The 22,644-nt window shown below is 52.9% G+C and carries 19 protein-coding genes; 15 read left to right on the top strand and 4 right to left on the bottom strand.

Annotated features, from left to right (window positions below; genetic code table 11):
• Window positions 1-111: 111 nt before the first annotated feature.
• From pglZ to ABLU87_RS17590, 3 genes are all read left to right on the top strand, one after another.
• A complete protein-coding gene (pglZ, locus tag ABLU87_RS17580; protein WP_196942034.1) occupies window positions 112-2,709 on the top strand; it encodes a BREX-1 system phosphatase PglZ type A in 2,598 nt (865 codons plus the stop codon).
• 10 nt (window positions 2,710-2,719) lie between these two features.
• Window positions 2,720-4,804 (top strand): protease Lon-related BREX system protein BrxL, encoded by a 2,085-nt coding sequence (gene brxL / locus ABLU87_RS17585; RefSeq protein WP_196942035.1) that lies wholly within the window; start codon window positions 2,720-2,722, stop codon window positions 4,802-4,804.
• A 117-nt stretch (window positions 4,805-4,921) separates the two neighbouring features.
• Entirely contained in the window at window positions 4,922-6,271 is a 1,350-nt protein-coding gene (locus tag ABLU87_RS17590) for a phospholipase D-like domain-containing protein (RefSeq protein ID WP_117029420.1), read from the top strand.
• Window positions 6,272-6,331: 60 nt separating this feature from the next.
• Here the strand turns inward: ABLU87_RS17590 and ABLU87_RS17595 are convergent, their stop codons facing one another.
• The 3 genes from ABLU87_RS17595 to ABLU87_RS17605 form a co-directional block, all read right to left on the bottom strand.
• Entirely contained in the window at window positions 6,332-7,321 is a 990-nt protein-coding gene (locus ABLU87_RS17595) for a restriction endonuclease (RefSeq protein ID WP_122117228.1), read from the bottom strand.
• 96 nt (window positions 7,322-7,417) lie between these two features.
• Window positions 7,418-10,933: an AAA domain-containing protein gene (locus tag ABLU87_RS17600; protein ID WP_122117203.1), complete on the bottom strand. Its 3,516-nt coding sequence runs from the start codon at window positions 10,931-10,933 to the stop codon at window positions 7,418-7,420.
• A gap of 315 nt (window positions 10,934-11,248) precedes the next feature.
• On the bottom strand, window positions 11,249-12,028 hold the full coding sequence (locus tag ABLU87_RS17605; protein ID WP_122117204.1) for an HNH endonuclease: 780 nt from the start codon (window positions 12,026-12,028) through the stop codon (window positions 11,249-11,251).
• Between the two features lie 160 nt (window positions 12,029-12,188).
• Between ABLU87_RS17605 and ABLU87_RS17610 the strand changes: the two genes are divergently transcribed.
• From ABLU87_RS17610 to ABLU87_RS17645, 8 genes are all read left to right on the top strand, one after another.
• Complete coding sequence (locus tag ABLU87_RS17610; protein ID WP_122117205.1) at window positions 12,189-13,079, top strand: hypothetical protein; 891 nt, start codon at window positions 12,189-12,191, stop codon at window positions 13,077-13,079.
• Window positions 13,080-13,217: 138 nt separating this feature from the next.
• A complete protein-coding gene (locus tag ABLU87_RS17615) occupies window positions 13,218-13,412 on the top strand; it encodes an AlpA family transcriptional regulator (protein ID WP_122117206.1) in 195 nt (64 codons plus the stop codon).
• A gap of 16 nt (window positions 13,413-13,428) precedes the next feature.
• A complete protein-coding gene (locus ABLU87_RS17620) occupies window positions 13,429-14,718 on the top strand; it encodes a ParB family protein (RefSeq protein WP_122117207.1) in 1,290 nt (429 codons plus the stop codon).
• Window positions 14,702-15,259 carry a DUF2857 domain-containing protein gene (locus ABLU87_RS17625; protein WP_032670637.1) on the top strand — a complete coding sequence of 186 codons (558 nt, stop codon included), beginning with the start codon at window positions 14,702-14,704 and terminating at the stop codon, window positions 15,257-15,259. The genes ABLU87_RS17620 and ABLU87_RS17625 overlap by 17 nt, the downstream gene beginning before the upstream one ends.
• Window positions 15,249-16,121: an STY4528 family pathogenicity island replication protein gene (locus tag ABLU87_RS17630; protein WP_122117208.1), complete on the top strand. Its 873-nt coding sequence runs from the start codon at window positions 15,249-15,251 to the stop codon at window positions 16,119-16,121. Before ABLU87_RS17625 ends, ABLU87_RS17630 begins: the two co-directional genes overlap by 11 nt.
• A 159-nt stretch (window positions 16,122-16,280) precedes the next feature.
• Window positions 16,281-16,892: a PFL_4669 family integrating conjugative element protein gene (locus ABLU87_RS17635; RefSeq protein ID WP_122117209.1), complete on the top strand. Its 612-nt coding sequence runs from the start codon at window positions 16,281-16,283 to the stop codon at window positions 16,890-16,892.
• Complete coding sequence (locus tag ABLU87_RS17640) at window positions 16,882-17,307, top strand: DUF3158 family protein (protein ID WP_122117210.1); 426 nt, start codon at window positions 16,882-16,884, stop codon at window positions 17,305-17,307. The genes ABLU87_RS17635 and ABLU87_RS17640 overlap by 11 nt, the downstream gene beginning before the upstream one ends.
• A gap of 191 nt (window positions 17,308-17,498) precedes the next feature.
• Window positions 17,499-19,325 carry a DNA topoisomerase III gene (locus ABLU87_RS17645; RefSeq protein ID WP_122117211.1) on the top strand — a complete coding sequence of 609 codons (1,827 nt, stop codon included), beginning with the start codon at window positions 17,499-17,501 and terminating at the stop codon, window positions 19,323-19,325.
• 47 nt (window positions 19,326-19,372) lie between these two features.
• On the opposite strand, the gene ABLU87_RS17650 is transcribed toward ABLU87_RS17645, so the two are convergent.
• The gene (locus ABLU87_RS17650; protein WP_122117212.1) at window positions 19,373-19,843 is read right to left on the bottom strand and encodes an Hsp20 family protein; all 471 of its coding nucleotides are present in this window, start codon (window positions 19,841-19,843) and stop codon (window positions 19,373-19,375) included.
• 387 nt (window positions 19,844-20,230) lie between these two features.
• Between ABLU87_RS17650 and ABLU87_RS17655 the strand changes: the two genes are divergently transcribed.
• From ABLU87_RS17655 to ABLU87_RS17670, 4 genes are all read left to right on the top strand, one after another.
• The gene (locus ABLU87_RS17655; protein ID WP_032718930.1) at window positions 20,231-20,674 is read left to right on the top strand and encodes an STY4534 family ICE replication protein; all 444 of its coding nucleotides are present in this window, start codon (window positions 20,231-20,233) and stop codon (window positions 20,672-20,674) included.
• A gap of 70 nt (window positions 20,675-20,744) precedes the next feature.
• Window positions 20,745-21,128, top strand: a complete 384-nt coding sequence (locus ABLU87_RS17660; protein ID WP_122117213.1) for a hypothetical protein — start codon at window positions 20,745-20,747, stop codon at window positions 21,126-21,128.
• A gap of 111 nt (window positions 21,129-21,239) precedes the next feature.
• The gene (locus tag ABLU87_RS17665; protein ID WP_122117214.1) at window positions 21,240-21,899 is read left to right on the top strand and encodes a pilus assembly protein PilL; all 660 of its coding nucleotides are present in this window, start codon (window positions 21,240-21,242) and stop codon (window positions 21,897-21,899) included.
• Window positions 21,900-21,902: 3 nt separating this feature from the next.
• Window positions 21,903-22,577 (top strand): TIGR03759 family integrating conjugative element protein, encoded by a 675-nt coding sequence (locus ABLU87_RS17670; protein WP_122117215.1) that lies wholly within the window; start codon window positions 21,903-21,905, stop codon window positions 22,575-22,577.
• The last annotated feature ends 67 nt before the right edge of the window (window positions 22,578-22,644 follow it).

Here is a 22,644-nt window from a genome sequence, read left to right on the forward strand (position 1 = left end):
ATCCGTCACCTCCAGTTCATGATAAAATGCGGCTTTGTGTCAGAACGCGGAACACGGTTTCCAGGCGTTCAGACATCTTCGAACTTACCGAATCAACATGGGATTGTGACCTTGCAAAATCAGGAATTTATTGCCGGCCTTAAAGCAAAATTCGCCGAACATCGCATCGTTTTCTGGCACGATCCCGATAAGCGTTTCCTCGAAGAGCTGGGTAATCTCGAACTGGAGAACATCACGCTGCTCGATATGACCGACCAGTCACAGCTTGCGGTTAAAAAACGCATTGAAATTGATGAGCCTGAACAGCAGTTTTTGCTGTGGTTCCCCCACGACGTGCCTCCCAAAGAGTTCGACTGGCTGCTGGATATTCGTCTTTACAGTACGGAGTTCCATGCCGATTTCGCCGCCATTACGTTGAATACGTTAGGCATTCCGCAGCTTGGCCTACGTGAGCATATACAACGCCGGAAGGCATTTTTCAGCACTAAACGTCTTGCTGCCTTAAAAGGCCTAGTGACTGAGCAGGAAAATGAAGCCTCTCTTGATAAGAAGATGGTTGCGGTCATCGCTGGCGTAAAAACAGCAAAAACGGAAGAGATTCTGTTCAGCCTGATTACCCAATACGTTAATCAGCAGAAAGATGACGACAGCGACCTGGAAAACACGCTGGCAATGCTGAAACGCCACAACCTGGAAGGCGTGCTGTGGGACATTCTGAATCAGGAAATGGGCTATCAGGCCGAGCATCCTTCGCTTGAAAACCTCATCCTAAAGCTATTCTGTACCGATCTCTCCGCGCAGGCAGACCCGCAGAAACGTGAATGGCTGGAAAAAAACGTACTGACCACGCCGTCAGGCAGAGCCTCCGCGCTGGCCTTTATGGTCACCTGGCGCGCCGACCGTCGCTACAAAGAAGCCTATGATTATTGCGCACAGCAGATGCAGGATGCGCTGCGACCAGAAGACCAGTACCGTCTCAGCTCGCCGTATGATCTGCACGAATGCGAAACCACGCTGAGCATTGAACAGACCGTTATTCATGCGCTGGTGACGCAACTTCTGGAAGAGAGCACCACGCTTGACCGTGAAGCCTTCAAAAAGCTTCTGTCCGAACGCCAGAGCAAATACTGGTGCCAGACTCGTCAGGAATACTACGCCATCTATGACGCGCTTCGTCAGGCTGAGCGGCTGCTGAATCTGCGTAATCGTCATATTGATGGTTTCCACTATCAGGACAGCGCAACGTTCTGGAAAGCGTACTGCGAGGAGCTGTTCCGCTTTGACCAGGCCTACCGCCTGTTTAACGAATACGCGCTGTTGGTTCACAGCAAAGGCGCAATGATCCTGAAAAGCCTGGATGACTATATCGAAGCGCTATATTCCAACTGGTACCTGGCAGAATTAAGCCGGAGCTGGAATAAGGTTCTGGAAGCCGAAAACCGTATGCAGGAGTGGCGTATTGCGGGCGTTCCACGGCAGCACAACTTCTACAATGAGGTAGTTAAGCCGCAGTTTAATAATCCACAAATCAAGCGCGTGTTCGTGATTATCTCCGATGCGCTGCGTTATGAAGTGGCAGAAGAGCTGAGCAACCAGATCAATACCGAAAAACGCTTTACTGCCGAACTGCGTTCACAGTTAGGGGTGTTACCCAGCTATACCCAGTTGGGTATGGCTGCATTGCTGCCTCATGACGAGATATGCTACCAAGCGGGTAATGGTGACATCGTTTATGCGGACGGGTTATCCACCTCAGGTACGCCTAACCGCGATACCATTCTGAAGAAATATAAAGGGATGGCAGTAAAATCCGACGATCTTCTGAAATGGAAAAATCAGGAAGGACGGGATCTGATTCGCGATTACGAAGTCGTCTATATCTGGCATAACACCATTGATGCCATGGGTGACAGCGCATCTACGGAAGAGAAGACCTTCGAAGCGTGCCGCAACGCGGTGGTTGAACTGAAGGATTTAGTGACCCGTGTAATAAACCGTCTTCATGGTACACGCATTATAGTCACGGCGGACCATGGTTTCCTGTTCCAGCAGCAGCCCCTTTCCGGGCAGGATAAAACCACGCTGCAGATCAAGCCAGACAATACGATTAAAAACCACAAGCGCTTTATTATCGGCCACCAGCTTCCTGCCGATGATTTTTGTTGGAAAGGAAAAGTGGCGGATACCGCAGGCGTCAGCGATAACAGCGAGTTCCTGATCCCGAAAGGGATCCAGCGTTTCCATTTCTCGGGCGGCGCGCGATTTGTGCATGGTGGTGCCATGCTGCAGGAAGTCTGCGTTCCCGTATTGCAGGTGAAAGCGCTGCAGAAAACCGCTGCCGAGAAGCAACCTCAGCGTCGTCCGGTAGATATCGTGAATTACCATCCGCTGATCAAACTCGTCAATAACATTGATAAAGTCAGCCTGCTGCAAACCCATCCGGTAGGTGAGTTATACGAACCGCGCACCTTGAATATCTTCATCGTCGACTACGCCAATAATGTGGTATCCGGTAAAGAGCGAATCTGCTTTGACAGCGATAACAACACAATGGAAAAACGCGTGCGTGACGTTACGCTGAAGCTGATAGGCGCGAATTTCAATCGCCGTAATGAATACTGGCTGATACTGGAAGATGCACAAACGGAAACGGGTTACCAGAAGTACCCTGTGATTATCGACTTGGCATTTCAGGATGATTTCTTTTAAGTGAGGCGATATGCAAACCCATCATGACTTACCCGTTCCAGCTGTATCCGACGGGGAACTCGTCGCAGAAGGTTACGATCTGGACGCCTTACTGAATCAGCATTTTCGCGGTCGGGTGGTGCGTAAAGATCTGACCAAGCAGCTCAAAGAAGGGGCTAACGTCCCGGTCTATGTGCTGGAGTATCTGCTCGGTATGTACTGCGCTTCTGACGATGACCAGATCGTTGAGCAAGGCTTGCAGAATGTTAAGCGCATTCTGGCTGATAACTACGTCCGCCCTGATGAAGCAGAGAAGGTGAAATCGCTCATTCGTGAGCGAGGATCCTACAAGATCATCGATAAAGTGTCGGTAAAGCTCAATCAGAAAAAAGACGTTTACGAAGCCCAGCTCTCCAACCTCGGCATTAAAGATGCACTGGTTCCACCGCAGATGGTCAAGGACAACGAAAAACTGTTGACCGGCGGCATCTGGTGCATGATTACCGTGAACTACTTCTTTGAGGAAGGACAAAAAACGTCGCCCTTCTCTCTGATGACGCTTAAACCTATCCAGATGCCCAATATGGACATGGAAGAGGTATTTACCGCACGTACGCACTTCAACCGCGACCAGTGGATTGACGTCCTGCTACGTTCCGTGGGTATGGAACCTGCCAACATTGAGCAACGAACTAAATGGCACCTGATCACCCGCATGATCCCTTTCGTGGAAAATAACTATAACGTCTGCGAACTGGGCCCACGCGGTACCGGTAAAAGCCACGTCTATAAAGAGTGTTCGCCAAACTCACTGCTAGTTTCCGGCGGACAAACCACGGTAGCAAACCTGTTTTACAACATGGCCAGCCGCCAGATTGGCCTGGTCGGCATGTGGGATGTGGTCGCGTTTGATGAAGTGGCTGGGATCACTTTCAAAGACAAAGACGGCGTGCAAATCATGAAGGATTACATGGCGTCTGGCTCGTTTTCCCGCGGCAGAGATTCGATTGAAGGCAAAGCATCAATGGTGTTCGTCGGCAACATCAATCAGAGCGTTGAGACGTTAGTCAAAACCAGCCATTTGTTAGCACCCTTCCCTGCCGCGATGATCGATACGGCGTTTTTCGACCGCTTCCACGCCTATATTCCCGGCTGGGAAATCCCGAAAATGCGCCCGGAATTCTTTACCAACCGCTACGGCCTTATCACAGATTATCTCGCCGAATACATGCGGGAAATGCGCAAACGCAGCTTCTCCGATGCGATTGATAAGTTCTATAAGCTGGGTAATAACCTCAACCAGCGAGATGTTATCGCGGTAAGGCGCACGGTTTCTGGTCTATTGAAACTTCTTCATCCCAATGGTTCTTACAGTAAAGAAGATGTCCGTGTTTGCCTGACCTACGCCATGGAAGCCCGTCGTCGAGTCAAAGAACAGCTTAAAAAGCTGGGCGGTCTGGAGTTCTTCGATGTGAATTTCAGCTACATCGATAACGAGACGCTGGAAGAATTCTTCGTCAGCGTGCCAGAACAGGGAGGCAGCGAATTAATTCCTGCTGGCATGCCAAAGCCAGGCGTAGTGCATTTAGTGACGCAAGCGGAAAGTGGCATGACGGGTCTGTACCGCTTCGAAACTCAGATGACCGCTGGTAATGGTAAGCATAGCGTTTCTGGTCTGGGATCAAGTACCTCTGCTAAGGAAGCTATCCGGGTTGGATTTGACTATTTCAAAGGCAACCTCAGCCGTGTTAGCGCAACAGCAAAATTTTCTGAACATGAGTACCACCTGCACGTAGTCGAATTGCATAATACTGGACCAAGTACTTCTACCAGCCTTGCGGCACTTATTGCCCTGTGTTCCGTTTTACTGGCGAAACCCGTTCAGGAACAAATGGTCGTGTTAGGTAGCATGACGCTCGGTGGAGTAATCAACCCTGTTCAGGATCTGGCGGCTAGCTTACAACTTGCTTTCGATAGCGGCGCGAAAAAGGTACTTCTGCCGATGTCTTCCGCGGTAGATATCCCGACTGTGCCAGCCGAGTTGTTTACCAAATTCCAGGTCAGTTTTTACTCTGAACCTGTGGACGCGGTTTATAAGGCGTTGGGGGTAAATTAAGACATACCGAGGAATGGATCACATTTCTCGGCATGTTAATGCCCATATTATTTTTATTTAATATAACATCATCCTAAATACATTTATTTTATGAAATAACTTCCCGGTAAAATAATAATGAAACTTATTGCTAACGGATTAAATGGAGAGTTTTTTAGATCATGTTTACCCCCTCCTGGTAAAGAAATTGATGGTGTTGTTGCCGCCATTGCTTATGGAGATGATAAAACCACGCTCCTCGAGCATTGTATAAAAAACCATCACCGACTTGATATTTGGATGCGATATGATCATACAGTTCCTGTATCGCCTGCATTTTTATCAAAACTTCTCGCAAACGTTAAAAATAATATTTTTTGTAAACTTATACCAGATCGCCTGCACAGCAAAGTTATTTGGTGGAAGGGATATGGCGCTTATATTGGTTCAGCTAATTTAACTGAGCGTGCATGGTACTCGAATATAGAAGCCGGTATTTTCTTCACTGAGAGTGATTTATACAGTTCTAATTTAATTGAACAGTTAGAGGAATTCTTCGATAACTTAGCATCACTTGACTCTTGCGTTGATCTTAGTAAAGAGATTATTGATGAACAAAGACAATTATTAAAACTAAAAGTCGAATTAGAGAAAAAAGAACGAGAGCTTATCAAAAAGCGGAAAATACCTGAATGGGGTGGCGTGAATTTTTTTGATAACAAAAAAACTAAAGATAGAAGGAAAGAGAGTTTCCATAAAGAATGGGAAAGCACATTTTCAATCATCAAGAGTATCTCAGACCAAATTAATGATTACAGACCTGCATGGATATCAGAAGATACTCCAAAGTTTTGGCAAACCGATCAATTTCTACACGCATACTATTATAAAAAAGTTCATCAACAAGATAATACTTATCCTTTTGAGGATTATCACCGTACCAATAGTAAAAACCCACAAGCAGTATTGATGAATATGCTCTCCTGGTGGAAAATCCAATCAGTTCCTCCGTCTAATGAGGATATTCATCTTGGGATTTACGCCCCCTACATTCGCGAACACTTGTCAAAAAATAATATTGACTCATTGACAGAGGATAAGCTCTATCAAATATTCTCTTACACACATGCAACAATGGACCATGTGATAAAAATGAGCGCTGAAACATTTGGCTATTCAGCCAAAACATCCTTAAATAAGGAAGAGCGCGCCGTTTTATTCACAAAATGGATCATGGGCCAAACCAATCAAAAAGGTATGACTATTGCTGAATTGCTCAACTATGTCCTCTACGGTGGAAAGCCTTCATTAATGTGGGAAAGGCTCTATCTGGCAGGCAAAGACGAGGAGTACAAATTCCAGCATTACGGTATTAACTCTATTGCTGAAGTGGTCGGTTGGGCAAGGCCAGAAGATACGCCTCCCAGAAATGGCAGAACCAATAAAGCCTTGCGTGCATTAGGCTATCCAGTTCGCGTGAATATTTAGCGCCCCTCATTGTAAGAACCTACATCGCCGCCTGTTTATACAGAAACAGGCGGCGAAAACTCATGCAGGCAAATACGTTTTCTTGAGTGGAACTAATAGCTTAGTCTCTATATCCACTTGCTCATAGTTTTCCACTAACGCACGAACCAGATCGTCAAGCGTCCATAGCGTCAACGGGATTGTAGAACGATTGGCTTCATAGCGCGCATCCTTGCTGAATCCGCCTGTACTGACATATAGCCCGCGATCGTCTTTATGACGGCCACCTATAAAGCTACGGATTTGCTGGCTGCTCATCTGTTCCCGTCGGTGCTTCACCTCAACAATAATGCGCGGATTTTCGAACCCAAAGCCGTCAGGCGAAGCAATAATATCTTTCCCACGGTCAGCACCAGCAGGCGATACCTGAGTTTTATATCCCATACTACGTAACACGCCTGCGACCAGATTTTGCATCTCATCCCAGTCGAGACGGTTGATACGATCCTTGATACCTTCAAAAGCGATAATCTCCATGTCGCGCAGAGGATTTGAAACAACCTCATCCTCTTCACCTGAAACAATTGCTTCCGGCACGACATCTGAGACAGGCTTTTTGCCCTGCACTAATTCATTCACGGCAAAATCAGGAACCTGAAAAACCGTCAGCGTAGAGCCAAGAGTGTTTCTGGTTGCATCACTCAGACTATCGCGCTTAATCTCTTCCGCGTTCCACTTCACTTTACGGGCGATGCCCATGCCATCTTCAAGCCACTCGGCATGAAACTCAAAATCTGAGGCGATTTTCCCTATCAAATAAGTCCGATTAGAAGGTGAATAAGTGATAGCCCAGTCACCTTTCTGCATTTCATTCACAAAGCGCCAGACCTGGGAAGCACCGGAACGAACTGTGCCTGGCTTAGTCTGTGGCTCAAGCTCCTGATACCGGGTAAACAACTGCTCTCTTGAGCATCCCGGTTTCACATAGGGAGCGAGCTGCGACCAGCCGATTGCAACAACCTGTTTGTCCCTAAAGTCATCGTACAATTTTCCGCCATCGCCGCGGATCATCCACATTTTAGTCGTCACAATAATTCCTTCTGAAAATGCCTCACAGCCATCTTACACTGGGGAAACACTGTTAAGATGGCTAATCACATTCCTGATCTAAACCTGACGCCTCTCAAGGCTATTGTAAATTGCCTCAATCTCGCCCTTCAGGTTATCACCACAGTAAACCATTGATGTATCGTATCGTTCATATCGCGCTTCACGTGTCGCACTAAACCAGTTGAATGATCCCACGCACAGCAAACCATCATCACCAATTACAATTTTGCTATGAACGCGATTGACCAGTTTTGTCGCAATACCAAGGGCATTCAGTTTCTCCAGCGCCGCTTTGAGGTTCTGCTGCTTCTCTTTTCGCTTCTCAAAATCATTATGTTCAGTGTTGTAGCTTCTGTCAGTAACTACCGTGACGTTAATACCACGTGAACACGCCGCAATCATGGAATCAAGAAAACCGGTTTGCTCCAGTTTTTGCCAGGTCAGCCATGGAGAAACTATCGTGATATGTTTACCGGTATTTTCAAACGTCTGATTTAGGAAATTATCATGCTGCTCCACACCATGGAGTGTGTAGATTTTGGTCTCGGCAGTTTTTAAATCCTTACGCTCTTTATAATCAAAAGAGAGCGCATTCTTCTCTGACTCAAAGAGATATTTTGCCAGTAATCCCCGCGGAGATGAGGCTGGCTGGATCTCAAACAGATCCATATCGCCGAAGACCAGGAAACTGTCCTTCGCACGGGAGACAGCAACGTTCAGCATGCTGTTATCGCTATCAATAAACCCGCCATCCTCATGCTTTGAATAGACTGGCGAGAATATAACAATCGCTCTTTCCGCCCCCTGAAGAGAATGCACGGTGCCCACCGTGAGCGACGTTTCATTCGCGCCAGTGCTGATACCTTGTTTACCCAGCGCCTGTTTGATGGTCGATACCTGCGCGCTAAAAGGCGTCACGATACCGACAACCTCATGAAGCGATTTGCCGTAATGCGTTTCAATATCTTGCTGGTTATCTGTCAGCCAGGCCGCTATCGTTTCAGCCTCAAGCAAATTATATCGACTTCCACTACTTGCCAGCTCTCCTTTACCATCAATATGGAGATAACCCATTGCGGGCATTAAATTGCTCTCTTCACGCCCTCTTTTAGGCAATAACTTACCGTGGTAGCAGAGCGTATTGCAGTATCCAATAATATTATCGAAGCACCGGCGGTGTTCATACAAGTACATCCCACGAGCCAGCTCGGGATCATATTGATAGCGTGAGGCATACTGCGCTATTTTCATGACGCTGCCAGATGCAGCGCTTTTACCAAGCTCTGCGATTGCCGTATATTTCTCAGTAATCTCTTCTTGCGTACTACCTGACAGAATTTTTTCCGCCAGCATGTTACCTATATCAATAGCGGGAGCAATACTCCATATTGGCGGGATCTGTACCGTATCACCAATCACTAATGCCTTTTTAGCTAAGGCAAACGAGGCAGCAGCCACTTCAGGAAGCACCTGCCCGGCTTCATCGACAATGAGTAAATCAGCGAAGTCATATAAATAGCTTTTCTCGAATTTACGTTGGCCTTTGTGTTCACTTATCTGCATATTGCCGGGAAGCATATAGCAGGTCATGACCACACATGGAGTGAGTTTCATTCGGCGTTGCCAGCGGGCGGTTACCCCTTTAGCTCCTTTCTTGCCCTTCTCTTTTTGCAGATCATCGATCTTAGCCATATCCATTAGCCAACGACCTTCCCAGTAGTGGGTGGTCAGTAAGAATGCAGGGAAGCGAATCTGCGTATCAGCCAGTTCATCTGCCTGTGAGAAGCTCAGCTCCTCGTCGCTCTCATGTCCTAAATCAAGTGCCAGCCTCTGCCATTCCTGAGCCGCCTGCTGTTCTTTAAGAACAATTTCATGGGCGGAATCAATCTGCTGCCGGTATGTTGTTTGCTCGCGCTCAGCGGAGTTGAGCAGTCCATCTATATTACGTTCGATGGTTTCAGGATCCGACCACTGATTTCCCGCAATCAGCGCGCCTAATTTATCTTCGAGAAACAGTTGTATTTGGTACTGCCGCTTACTGCGAACCGCTGGAAGCCAGGAAAATAATGAATAGATCAGTGATTCACTGGCCCGATATTTTTTCCATTCCGCTTTAGCACTCTTTAGCTGAGTGACTTTTTGTTCTTGCCCGGAGAGTAATTTATTTAAATTATCGAGATATTGCTCAATGTCGTTAGCAATAAGCTCTCGCGCCTCCCGAACCTGGCTTAACGTTTGCCATGCTGCATTCAGCCTTACCAATTGTTCGGATTTTGCTACTAACTGGCCATGCAGGAGTTCAATGACCTTTTCAGGGGTTGAACAATCTTTTTCAGGGAAGGCTGCCTTAGCTTTCTCCAGATAAAACAGCAGTGCATTCTCTACATACTCTTTTGACTCAACCTGGTTGAAGAAATCTTCAGTTTGGTATTTTTTGGCTGCCTCGGCTTTACGAGTGCTTGAGGGGAAATAAGCGCCGAAGCTTTTCAGCTCTGGCAACCATCGTCCCGCCATTGCACCAGTACCCTGGGAAAAGTCTTTCCCGAACGCCTCGATAATGTTCGTTACAGCCTGGTTATTCGTTGAAGTCGCGATAATAACCGGAGGCTCCGCTTTTTCGAGAGCCGCTCTGGCCCACTGCGTGGAGATAATAGAAAGCACCAGCGTGGTTTTCCCGGTTCCGGGAGGGCCGTTAACGGCAAGGATATCGCCATGCTTCGCATCAAGAAAATGGCTTAAGGCATCGCGCTGAGCCTTTGCCAGCGGGAACTTATCCCCGGAGTGTCCAAGCCTGTCGCTGAATTTTGCTTCCGGGGCGAGTAAAGACTCTGCTGCCTGGATCTCCCGCGAGGCGAAGCGATTGAAGAGCGGCACATCCTTTTTGCAAACAAGCAGGTGGTCATAAAGCGAAAGGATATGGAAACTGGCGCCGCCAGATTGCGCCGTTTTAACAATATAACCGTGCTCAGCGAGTTCATATTGCTCGGGATTTTTAATCCAGTCGCCGACAACGTTCTTCAGTAGCCTCTCTGAATCATCCAGATATTGACGCCAATCCTGCTGCCAGGCTGCATATCGTGCTTCTCGTTCTTCATCCGTTTCGGCAGTGTTATCAACGCTGTCATCAAAGTTGATAGAGAATGACGTATGTGTCGTTTTATATTTGTCATACTGCTCAATCTCACCAATCGAAAATGCCCCTTTTGGCAAAGGTTCAAGCAGGTCTCTGGGAATGGAGGTCGCTGGCGTCGGATATAAAAAACCTTCACGGCTCAACAGGGCTGGCGTCACTATCGGGGTAACAATATCAGGCGCACCAGCGGAACGGTCCTTTCCATGCTGCAGTAACCGGAAATAAACCTTTGGCCGCAAGATGACATCGACTGTTTCGACGTCGTCTTTTTCTCCTTCAAAAAATTTATCGACGATCGCTTCGTCAAGACGTCCCGCCGCTATCCCATGCCAGTGAGTGAAATTTTTGGCGTCTTTCCGTTCAAAACTGCCCTTTCCTGACTCAGCATCTGCCAGCGAGTTGCGCCAGTATGAGGCAAACCCTAAAGCATTTTCATCCATTACCAGTCCTATGACACAATGAAATCCATTGATTTATCGAATATAAAATCACCGTATGGATAACTATTGTCCACGTTGAAAGGCTGGCTGCAATGTTTTGTTCACGCTTCGATACAAATACTCGGGTTATACGGAGTCCTGGAGGCAACCATATCCTGCTGCATGGCACATAAAAGCTTTATAACCGAAGCAGCAGAGGGTTACCGGTTGCACAGCACGCTCCAGAAGCCAGTGAGCCCTACTGGCAGCGTTCAATGCAATATTGGAACCTGTAAGTTCAGAAAATAGCGCTGTCGAAGATAGTTTATAGCTTAACTATCTCAGTAAATTCTCCCGATGCCACTCCAGATAACAATACGATTCAACAGAAAACGCCTTTATTTTATCCGGCAACAAAAACTGCTCTTTAACACTAATATCCAGCTCATTACTAGTTAATAAACGCCCATCGTTCTCAAACGAAATCCATCCCTGATCAAATAGAATATCAATGTGCGCAGCTAATATAATTCCATTATAAGGATCAAGACGTTCACTCCCATTCTCGCAGGCAGCCCACGGCTTTATATGGCTGGCACGGAGTAACGGCGCAAACGTCGTTCCCGTAACAGGGAATGCCGGATAGAGCATGAGACAATTTTTCCGAAAGGTACCCTGCCCCAGTCGTGCCGCAATCAACTGCTCGCGTATAGTATCTTCAATACTTTTATCCTGCTGGATAGCAAGGCAATCACGTTGTGCCTGTTCCTCTCCATCAGAAGATATTAACGAAAGAACGCGCTGCTCAATCGCACTCTCTGAAAGCACACTCAATCGCTGATGCACACGCTGCGCTGAATGAGAAAGCGCAGCAGGAGCCCCCTGCTCGTCAAGCCAGCCGACACGCACATTACTAAGCCAGGAATCAAAACGGTCACGACTATTTTTCAGACTATTGTGAAACTCGCTGGCGGTTTTACCCGCTCCAAAGCGAGGATAAAACAAGGCAAAAGCCTCTTTCCATTTCTGAACACCCAGTCCCACGGGTGGCTGAGATTTACCGTACTTCGACAAATACCACGCAACTTCAAGCAAATCGTCTTCCGAGCTATTCAATGTTACATCCTGTTTTTCCAGCGTAATTCATCACCAGATTATGTCTGAAAAGATCGTTAACTAAACTGATCAGGTTAGTTGTTTTAGCAAAAACATCTCACACCGGTTTTCACCATCAACAAGCACGACACGCAACCAACAACACAAAAAGGAACACCTCATGCCCCCACACAAAATCCGCCAGGAGTGGCTGACGCTGGATGAGGCCGCAGAAGTCATCCGGCAGCACAACATCACGTTGCTGCCCGCCGACCTGATCCGCCATGCCCTGCATGGCGATCTGCTACTCTCGGTCTACTTCCCTTCTCCCGTACTTCTGAGACCACTCAATCCCCCTTGCCACTTTGCCTGCCGATTCAGCAAGCCCCCCTTTCCGCCTTCGCAGTGCAACAAACCCGGCAACCGCAAAGTGATGGCGAACTCTCCGCCATGCCGACGCGACCCGACTCTGCAACTGACCACCAGCCATCTGTGGAATTTGCCGTTAATCGGCCTTGAGCGCCTGCTGCTCCACCAGCAACTGGCGAAAACGTTGAATCGCCCTTGCCCCAATGATACTCATTGCTGCAACCAGATTGGCATCGTGGTCTGCGATGAAAACGACAGCTACTACCAACTCTGTTGCCGCAAATCGTTGCGGGAGCTTTTACTGGAACTGCTCGCCACGCAGAACAACCTCCAGGAAGAGCTGCATCTGCTGATTGGCCAGCTGTATGGCAATGGACGCAATGACCTGAAATCCCGGCTCAGTCTGTCCGTCTGCTACCTGCAGGATACATTGCCTCCTGACGCACTGTTCGTCATCCGCCGCACTCATCTCGAAGCCTTCCTGACCCGTCATCAGCCGGAATCAAAGGAGCGGATCACCTCCGCGCTTTCCCGTTTGCTGTGGTTGGCCTGCAAGCACAACCCGCAACTGGACGATGAAATGCTGGAGCATCCCTACAAACTGCTGAACATTTTCGAATGCTGGGCGCGTGAAGAAGGTATGCACCTGCCGCTGAGCGCCGAGACGTTGAAAACCGCACTCCAGCGCGGTGCACCGCCGTAACGCGATCAACTAATCCTTTCAACTAACAACTCTCACTAACCCAGATAAGGATTTTTACTGCCTGGCAGGGACGCTGCTGCTTTGATAACCACGCCCATCGTGCTGATGTGAACGAATCTGGACACAGGAGGAATGGTTATGAATAGCGACAGATTTTTACGCTTACGCCAGGTGGAAGACAAAATCGGCTTCGGTAAATCGTGGATTTACCGGCAAATCCAGCTGCAACAGTTTCCGCCATCCATTCGACTCAACAGCCGCCACGTCGCCTGGCTGGAAAGCGAGGTGGACGCGTGGATCCACCAGCGCATCCGCCTCACACGCGATGACTGAATGCCGGAGGAAGATTATGTGCGCTTCACATCTGCTCAACCGCTGGCTTCACGGTGCCAGCACTACCGGAGAACAGGAAATGGTCCAGGTCAGTCTGGAGCAAATCCAGCCGTTCTCCCTCAATCCCCGCGTCACCCGCAACCCCGGCTATGACGTACTGAAAGCGTCAATTCTTGCCCGCGGACTGGATAACCCGCCGATGTTGACCCGTCGCCCCGGTGATGAAAAATATATGCTCGCCAGCGGCGGGAATACGCGCCTCGCCATCCTCAATGAACTGTGGCAGGAGACGCAGGATGAACGTTACCACCGCGTCTGCTGGCCATTCAGACCGTGGCCGGAAACGCTGTCACCGCAGCAAGGCGAAGTCCAGTGCCTGATCGGCCATCTGGCGGAAAGCGACCTGCATAATGGATTGATGTTTATCGAACGCGCGGAAGGGATCCTGCACCTGCGCGATCTTTACCTCGAGGCAGGTATTGAATGCCCGACGCAGCTGGCGCTGGCGGAGCAACTCACCCGCGACGGCTATCCCGTCAGCCAGTCGCAAATCAGCCGGATGTTGCAGACCGTCGACTGGCTGCTGCCCTGCATCCCTAACGCGCTATATGGCGGTCTGACCCGAAAGGTTATTGATCGCCTGCTGGCACTACGCAGCACAGCGGAACAGGTCTGGGCAAAGCTGATGCCACTGGAACGCCAGCCGGAATTTGCCGACCTGTTCAGCACCGCCCTCGCCACCTTCAACGGCGAGCCGGAAGCCGTGGTACCGCAATTGGTGCAGGATGAACTGCTCGGGGAGATGAGCTGTCGCAGCGGCATGAGCTGGAATACGTTGCTGGCGGAACTGACCGATGGCCAGAGCAGGCGCCAGGCGCTGCTGGGGCCTCCGGCCGAAAAGGTCCTCTGGCCGCCTCCGCCGGAGGCGGAAAAAGCACCACTACCAGAGCCAGAGCCAGAGCCACCGACGGAACCCGCCGTGCCCGGCGCGTCAAAGCCCTCGCCGCTGGTACATACGGCACGGTCGCTGTTTGCCTGCTGGGGACTGGACGCCTGTATCCAGCCGAACGACAGCGCTCCCGCCGGTTTCACCCTCGCGCCCTGCCACGATTTTCCCCACCCGGCGGCACAGCGCTGCTATCAGGTGCTGGCGGCCCTGAATGGTGACACCAGTACGCCGATGCCCGCCCTCGAATTGCTGTTATCGCCGGACTACAACAACGCTCAGATCCAGCAACTGATGCAGCTTATCAGCCTGTGCCGCCAGCGACGGCTGCGGGAGGTGTGCCATGACACCCTCAGTTAACCAGGCAGTACTCACCCACATCGTCCAGGCGCTGAAGGAGGGGCAGATCCGCTACTGCGAATCGCTCGGCTTCAGCCCGCAGGAGCTGTGCGAGCTGACGCGCCTTACCGCCGACGACATCCTGTTTCTCAGCAACAGCGCGGTGCAGTTCATCACCACCCACATTGATCACGAGATGCTGGGCCGGATGCTGGCGAGGATGGAGCAGGAGCGGCTGTTCCAGCAGCGTCTGGAGGAAGCCCTATCGCTGGGCGCGTCCATCGAATTTATCAACCACTACTTTGGTCTTTCCACGCCGGAAGTTTGTGCCCGGCGGCGGCTGATTGGCCTGTTTGTCCGGCAAGGGCGCAACAATGCTCCGGATGAGCAGGTGGAAACGCTGGTATGGAATGAGTGGCAGAAAACGGGCGTGAACAAGCTCGACTCACCCGAAGCGCTGACCGCCATGATGGCAATGGCCCGCGAACACGATCTGTCGCTGACGGTCATCTGGAACCTGCTGCGCCAGTGGACTCAGGAGAAGTTGCTGCATGAAGAGTGACGATCGGCTGCTGTTTCTCGGCAACCCGCAGCAGAGCGTGCCGAAGCGCCTGCTGCTGGCGCGCAACCTCTCCCCGCGCGACAAGTTCGCATGGCAACTGTTGCGCCTGCACGCCCGCGACGACGGCAGCGGCATCTTCCCCTCCTACAACGAACTGCAGGGCTGGCTCTCTGACCAGCCCGAGGGCGAGAAGGCCTCGCGCAGCACTGTCAGCAATGCGCTGATGATGCTGCGGATCACCCGCTGGCTGAGCCTGTGCCAGCGACTGCGCGACGAGCAAAGCGGCAGGATCACCGGCAACCTCTACGCCCTGCATGATGCGCCACTGACTCATGCTGATGCCTGCCGGATGGACAGCGAATATCTGGCGCTGCTTACGGCCTGTTCTCGCCACCGCAACCGGCGTATCCGCAACATCGCCATCGGGCTGCTGCTCACCCTGCAACAACCTGTGGACAGTGGACGAACCTGCACTGAGTCTCCATTGAAGACCGCCCCTGGTCTTAATCGAGGACTCAGTAAAAAATGCCCGAGTCTTCAATTAAGACTCAGTGATGTGGCGGGGGCTGGCGGGCAACCTGAGCCGCATTGCGTACATACTGGTACAGATTTAAACAATAAACATCAAAAGCGTACGCAACTGCTGCACTGGCCTGTGGATAATCCCTTCAGCGCCAGCGAGCGCCGCGCCGCCGAACGCGCGATGCGCAATCTGGATCCCGACCTCTGCCAGCAGGTGCTGGACGACTGTCTGTGGCGGATCGCCGCCCACGATATCCACCGCCCCCTCGCCTATCTGCTGGCAACGCTGGAGAAAGCCAGACGGGGCGAGTTCAATCAGCTTCGGCGCAGGCGCAGATAGCCCGGATTTTATGCGCACCGCATAAAGCCGGTGTACCAGCTATCAATCAAACCTCATTCATCGGCGAAATTAACTTTCTGTGAACCAGATGGGTTTCCCGTCGCCTGACTCATTGCGCGGACCGACACTGCGGGCATCTGAATCCATGGAGAATTTCCGATGCCTGGCACAACCCTGTTCAGCGATATCCGCATCACCCTGCACACCCGCGTCGCCGCCCGGCTTTGGCAGGCGCATCCCACCGGAATGCTACTCTGTCTGGCGTTACTCAGGCGACTGCTGCGCGCCGAAGAGGCCGACGATCCGTGGGCCGCCCACTGGCTGAAGCAATTGCGCATCCGCCTCAACCTGATCGCGCACCTGCTGAAGCAAAAAAACAGTCGGCTGGACCAAGCCTTCGCCAGCCTGCCAGGCGCTATCCACACCACGCAGGTCAGTAACCCGTCCCCGACCGAATTCATCCTGCCGCTGGCGCTGTTCTCACCGCCCGGTTCGCGCCTGCTGCAACAGTTGATTGATTACGATCTGCTGGTCCGCCGCACCCTGCTTGCCTGGCATCTCGGCCTTATCACCCAGGCGGAGAAGCGCGATTTCATTGCCACTATCCCACGCCTGATGCTTCAGGTGTTCAGCTTCGTGAACCGCTTTCGCACCACAGGCGTGAGCCGCGCCGACGTGAGAGCGAACAGTCCACTGGCGCAGTCGATGGCCCACAAACTCGGGAATTTGCCCAAAAAGATGCTTGCGGAGATACAGCGCGATGTTCAATGACGATGATGATGAACGCTCCGCCCGCAAAAGCTCGCTAAAGGGCCTTTTAAAGGCCTTTAAGGGTAAGGGAGAGCTGCAAGCGCTGGTGCGGGAATTACAGACGCTGCGCATGCAGTTGCAACTACGCCAGCCGATGCTGAAACAGGCGGTGTATGAACTGCCGGGGCGTAATGTACCGCTGATCCTGTGCAGTAACCCGGCACGCTCCGGCGTCAGCTATCTGCGCTGGCGCAATCTGGACAACAACCGTTCGGGGAGCGTGGCGTTGCAGGAAGCCATTCAACAGCCGGACGCGAGCGATGAACTGCGCGACGCGCTGATGGCGCTCGAATGGCGGCGACAGGTGCTGAATACGCAGCTTTCGGTGGTGATGTTTATGCTGCGGCGAATACAGCCCTTAACCGCGCTGGTTTAAAATTCTGCGCAAAGTTAAACCCTGTGTGTCACTTTAGCGAAAATTTTAAACTCACCTCATGCACCTTAAAACAGGCACTATCCGCTTAATGCACGTTTTAAGGTGCAATTTTTACCTTCGCCCTCCAGTTTCCCCTGTCGCCTTATCCCTCCGGCACACCATGCTGAACTCCCTTTCACCGGAGACAGCTCATGCAACTTTACCTGTGCGAAAAACCCTCTCAGGCGCGTGATATCGCCCGCGTTCTTGACGCCCATAACCGCAGCGACGGCTACCTGCATAACGCCACCGTGACCATCACCTGGTGCTTCGGCCATCTGCTGAGCATGGCCGCGCCGGAGGATTACGATCCGGCGCTGAAACACTGGCGGGCAGAGCATCTGCCGTTTATTCCCCCGGCATGGCGGCTGGTGATCCGCCCGGAGGTACGCAAGCAGTTCCGTATCATCGAAAAGCTGCTGAAACAGGCAGATGCAGTGGTGATTGCCACCGACGCCGATCGCGAGGGCGAAACCATCGCCCGCGAAATTCTGGAACAATGCCGCTGGCGCGGTCCGGTCCAGCGACTGTGGCTGTCGGCGCTGGATGAGGCCAGCATCCACAAGGCGCTTGCAGCGCTGCGACCCGGCGACAGCACGTTTCCGCTGTACCAGGCCGGACTGGCGCGCGCCCGCGCTGACTGGCTGGTCGGCATCAACATGACCCGCGCCTGCACGCTGATGAACCGGCGGCACAAAGGCGTGCTCTCCGTGGGCCGGGTGCAGACGCCGACCCTGCGCCTGGTGGTGGAGCGCGATCGGGAGATCGCCCGTTTCACGCCCCGCCCCTGGTGGCGGGTGGACGCCCGGCTGCATGCTGAGGGCACTACCTTTCTGGCGCAGTGGCAACCGGATAAAGCGTACTGCGACGACGAAGGCCGCTGTATCCGTGAATCCGCCGCCCGCGAGGCCACTGCGCGCCTGCAACAGGCCGGAACCGCGCTGGTACTGGATGTGACCACCCGGCGGGAGAAAACACCGCCACCGCTGGCCTTCACCCTCAGCGCCCTGCAGCAGGTCTGCTCAAAACAGTGGGGCATGGGCGCGCAGGAGGTACTGGATATCGCCCAGCGCCTGTATGAAACCCATAAAGCCACCACCTATCCGCGCACCGACTGCGGCTGGCTGCCGCTCTCCATGCACGCTGAAGCGCCACAGGTGCTGGCCGCGGTGGTTGCCAGCGACACCTCACTCCAGCCCCTCGCCACGCAACTAAATCTGCAGCAACGCTCCAGGTTGTGGGACGACAGTAAAATCACCGCCCACCACGGCATCATCCCGACCCGTAAAACGGTAGATCTGACGCAGATGAACGACAGCGAGCGCAAGGTTTACGGCCTGGTACGCAGCCATTTTCTGGCGCAGTTTCTGCCGGACCATGAGGTGGATAAAACGGAGTTGCGCCTGAACTGCGCCGGGGAAACGCTGGCTGCCCGTGGCTCTGTGGTGATTGTCAGCGGCTGGCGGCAACTGTTTTTGCGCGAGATGGCAACCCAATCGCCGGAAGAGACGCAGGCACTTCCCGCCCTGCAACAGGGACAAACCTGCGAGGTGGAACAGGTGGACGTTCGCGCCCGCCAGACCCAGCCACCGGAGCACTACACCGAAGGGACGCTGATTGCCGCGATGAAAAACGCCGCCCGTTTTGTCAGCGATGAGCTCCTGAAACAGCGGCTGAAAGAGAACGCCGGTATTGGCACCGAAGCCACCCGCGCCGGGATTATCCAGACGCTGCTTAAGCGTGGTTATCTGATTAAGCAACGCCGCTTTCTGTTGGCAACGGATACCGCCAGCGCGCTGATTGACGCCCTGCCGGAAACGCTGAAAGATCCGGGCACCACTGCGCTATGGGATCAGATGCTGGATGACATCGCGACGGGGAAAATGGGGCTGGAGGCGTTCCTGGCGCAGCAGCAAGAAACCGTTACAGCGCTCACGGCTCAAATATTCAGAGGCCAGAAAAGTGGCTCATCAGGTTAGCAAAACGCCCGGCGTTTGCCGGGCGTGAAAACAACGTCAGTCAACGATTACGGCTTGTGTTCAATTGCCGGGTTGTTGTTGATGGCGATGCGCTGCGGTTTCTCTTCTTCCGGGATATCCTGGTGTAATTCAATTGCCAGTAAGCCGTTTTCCAGCGAAGCGCCGGTCACTTTCACATGCTCCGGCAGACTATAGCTGGCCCGGAAGTCGCTGCGGCTGATACCCCGATGGATCCACCCTTCTTCGCCGTTTTCGGTTTTCTCCTCTTCACGTTTACCGCTGATGTTCAGCTGACCGCCAACGGTTTCAATTTCCAGTTCACTCTCTTTCCAGCCCGGCACGCTGAGCGTCAGTTCATAGCGGTTATCGCCCAGCCGACGGATATTGTACGAAGGCGTGGAGGGCAACGGCGTGCTGCCGGTTAGCTGGCTAAAGAGGCGATCGATACGGTTAAAACGGTCCGCAAACAGAGAGTCGGAGAGATCGTTCAACATGGGAAAAGTTCTGAGAGTCATCATGTACCTCCTGAACAGTAAAAAAGAATATTCAAAAAGTTCATGTCTTGTGGACAGGTGTTCCTTACCCGCTTTCTAGATAAGGTTCCTGCACAACTTTTCAACTCACCGAAGCGCAATTTTGTGATGAAAATCACATACTCTCCTCTCAGCCTGTCACGGAAATTATTCAGCCACCGGTAACAAATCTCGCTGTCCTCTCCCCCCGAAAGCTGTTGCTGTAATGCCGTTATCACCAAAGTCCGCCATGCATTCCTGAAACGCGGAGGCGCACAGCGCGGAATGCCCGTACTGCCAGTAACTCAGAGGCCTTGCAGCCCATGAGCCAAACCCGAAGCGGGGCATCCCCGCGCATGGGGCCTCCGCACCTTTCAACACGGAGATACCACCATGAACGATACCCACTACTTCAACCTGTACACCAGCGGTCTGGGTTACCTCAACCGGATCCGGGAAGTGACCCCGAAAAAAGGCGAACCGTTCCTGTGCTGCGACATTGCCGCACTGCGGGGCGAAGCCAGCAACGCAGAGCACACCTGGTTCGACTGCCGCGTCAGCGGCAAGGAAGCGCAGAAACTGGTGCGCCGCTGTATCGACGCCTGCGAGCAGAAACGCAAGGTGCTGATCCAGTTCCGCCTCGGCGATCTGTATGCCGACACCTTTGTCTACAGCAAAGGCGACCGTAAAGGCGAAACCGGTGTCAGCCTGAAAGCCCATCTGCTGCACATCGGGCTCATCAAAATTGACGGTGAAGAGGTTTACCGGGCAGAGCGCGAAGCTGAATCCCAGCCAGCGCCAGCCGCACCGCCAGCAGAGCCTGTAGCGCAATTCTGACGCACAGCATTCACCCTGCCGGGGAAATTCCCCGCCGGGGCGTTTCCCTGGCCTTTTACCGGAGAGACGCATGATGAATACCGCATTGAATTCACGCGAAGAAGCCCTTAACCAGGGCAAACTGATTAACCTTGATGACAAGGCGTTGGACGCTGGCTTACCGCTGGATCTGGCCATTACCCTTTCGGCCCACAGGCACTGTCTTGAAGACCGGAATGACAACGCCATCAGGGACTTGCTGAAAGGTGTTGAAATGGCGGTGATAGTGGCCTTTATCGCCCACCAACCGCCGCAACGCACCATTCGTATCGATTACCGCTCGGTGCTGTCGCAGAAAACCAACGGCAGCACGCAGCAGCAAACCGTCAGGCTAACGTTACGCGTTCATTTTTCTGAGCAAGGCATCCCCATCGCCGCCACGCTGGGGCTGATGGGTGAAAGATTCCCTTACTGAATTGATTTCGCGCCCTTAACCGGGCGCTATTTTTTGACGCCGCAAACAGTTGTCGGTATTCCCCAACCCTCTCATCCGGCACGCTCCTGTCAAAGCACTGTGGAGGATGCGATGAAACGACTATTAATAACCCTGCTCCTGTTCATTTTCATCGGCGTGGCCACCGCCTCCCCAGCCACGCCAGAAGTCGTCCGCTACGACCGCTATCTGCTGGTCAGCACATCACCGCAACAGCCGCCACTCGAACAGCTTACCGCCCTGTCCGTGCCGCCCGGTTTTCACCCGACGATAGGGGAAGCGTTGCAATACCTGCTGCGCGACAGCGGCTGGTCTTTGTGTCTCGCCGATGCGCACCGGGCGCAGCTTTATGGGCTCCCATTACCGCTGAGCCAGTACAACACCGGCCCGCTGCGCCTGAAGAGCGCCCTGCAACTGCTGGCGGGCCCGGCGTGGCGGATGACCACCGACGAAAACCGCCGTGAAATCTGTTTCACCAGCGACCATTCCCTCCCGCCAACGGTGGCTTACCGTCATCCCATGTCCCTCCGCCCTTTGGGGCCGTTAACGGCCCCGTTTTTTCTCGCCGGGACCGTAAAGCGCGGTGATATCCGCCTGGCGGTGATTGTGCCGCCCGAAGCCGTTTACCTCCATCAGGTGGTGTGGCTGCGCAGGGGGGAACAGTGGCAAGGCTGGCAGCTGGAACGGTTTGATGAGCGTCGGTCGGTATTCCGCCACGGCAAGCATCAGCTGACGCTGAAAGTACCGGAGTAAGCGATGAAACGCCTGATTCTCCTGTTAATGTTCACCGCCAGCGTGCTAGCGCAACCGCTTCAGGTGCAGACCAGCCGGAGCGCGGACTCTGCTCTCAGACCGCTGACCACGCAACAGCAGGCCACCGTCTGGGGTATCACGCCGGAGGAGTGGCAGCGCTATCTCACGCTGAAACAGCAGGCGCGCGGCGTCTGGTCGCCGGGGATCGATCCACTGACCACGCTGGGCGTCGAAGCCGACACTGACCACGAACGCCAGCACTTCGCCGAACTGCTGGTCAGGCAGGAGTACCAACGGCTGGAGAAAGAACTCGCCTTTCAGCGCGCCTATGACGCGGCCTGGCAACGCCTCTATCCGGGCCTGACACCGCTGAAAACCACCTCTGCCAGCACTTCCCGCGTTTCGTTGTTCGTCCAGGATGACTGCCCACCCTGCGACAGCCTGCTGCGTACCCTGCTGGCGCAGCAGCGTCCGCTGGATATCTGGCTGGTCAACAGCGAAGGCGATGATAACCGGGTGCGCCGCTGGGCGATGGCGCACGGCATCGACACAAAGCTGGTGAGTGAACACAGCATCACCCTTAACCATGATGCGGGCCGATGGCTGATGCTGGGCCAGAGCAAAATCCCGGTGGCGCTGGAGCGTAAGGGGGAGCAATGGCGCGAGGTCCTGCCCTGATCCTGCTGCTGCCCTGATCCTGCTGCTGCCCTGCCTGGCGCTGGCACAGCCGCTGCCGGAAGCGTAC

Source organism: Klebsiella sp. CB_Kp196 (genome assembly GCF_040061575.1).
Taxonomy (GTDB): Bacteria; Pseudomonadota; Gammaproteobacteria; order Enterobacterales; family Enterobacteriaceae; genus Klebsiella; species Klebsiella michiganensis.

Bases quoted from the DNA above. Each gene is read 5' to 3' on its own strand.
- ABLU87_RS17670 (WP_122117215.1), top strand. From the start codon at position 21,903: ATGAAACGCCTGATTCTCCTGTTAATGTTCACCGCCAGCGTGCTAGCG.
- ABLU87_RS17590 (WP_117029420.1), top strand. From the start codon at position 4,922: ATGAAACTTATTGCTAACGGATTAAATGGAGAGTTTTTTAGATCATGT.
- ABLU87_RS17635 (WP_122117209.1), top strand. From the start codon at position 16,281: ATGCCTGGCACAACCCTGTTCAGCGATATCCGCATCACCCTGCACACC.
- ABLU87_RS17620 (WP_122117207.1), top strand. From the start codon at position 13,429: ATGTGCGCTTCACATCTGCTCAACCGCTGGCTTCACGGTGCCAGCACT.
- ABLU87_RS17650 (WP_122117212.1), bottom strand. From the start codon at position 19,843: ATGATGACTCTCAGAACTTTTCCCATGTTGAACGATCTCTCCGACTCT.
- ABLU87_RS17660 (WP_122117213.1), top strand. From the start codon at position 20,745: ATGATGAATACCGCATTGAATTCACGCGAAGAAGCCCTTAACCAGGGC.
- ABLU87_RS17665 (WP_122117214.1), top strand. From the start codon at position 21,240: ATGAAACGACTATTAATAACCCTGCTCCTGTTCATTTTCATCGGCGTG.
- ABLU87_RS17630 (WP_122117208.1), top strand. From the start codon at position 15,249: ATGAAGAGTGACGATCGGCTGCTGTTTCTCGGCAACCCGCAGCAGAGC.
- ABLU87_RS17655 (WP_032718930.1), top strand. From the start codon at position 20,231: ATGAACGATACCCACTACTTCAACCTGTACACCAGCGGTCTGGGTTAC.
- ABLU87_RS17615 (WP_122117206.1), top strand. From the start codon at position 13,218: ATGAATAGCGACAGATTTTTACGCTTACGCCAGGTGGAAGACAAAATC.
- ABLU87_RS17625 (WP_032670637.1), top strand. From the start codon at position 14,702: ATGACACCCTCAGTTAACCAGGCAGTACTCACCCACATCGTCCAGGCG.
- ABLU87_RS17595 (WP_122117228.1), bottom strand. From the start codon at position 7,321: ATGATCCGCGGCGATGGCGGAAAATTGTACGATGACTTTAGGGACAAA.
- ABLU87_RS17600 (WP_122117203.1), bottom strand. From the start codon at position 10,933: ATGGATGAAAATGCTTTAGGGTTTGCCTCATACTGGCGCAACTCGCTG.
- ABLU87_RS17610 (WP_122117205.1), top strand. From the start codon at position 12,189: ATGCCCCCACACAAAATCCGCCAGGAGTGGCTGACGCTGGATGAGGCC.
- ABLU87_RS17645 (WP_122117211.1), top strand. From the start codon at position 17,499: ATGCAACTTTACCTGTGCGAAAAACCCTCTCAGGCGCGTGATATCGCC.
- brxL (WP_196942035.1), top strand. From the start codon at position 2,720: ATGCAAACCCATCATGACTTACCCGTTCCAGCTGTATCCGACGGGGAA.
- ABLU87_RS17640 (WP_122117210.1), top strand. From the start codon at position 16,882: ATGTTCAATGACGATGATGATGAACGCTCCGCCCGCAAAAGCTCGCTA.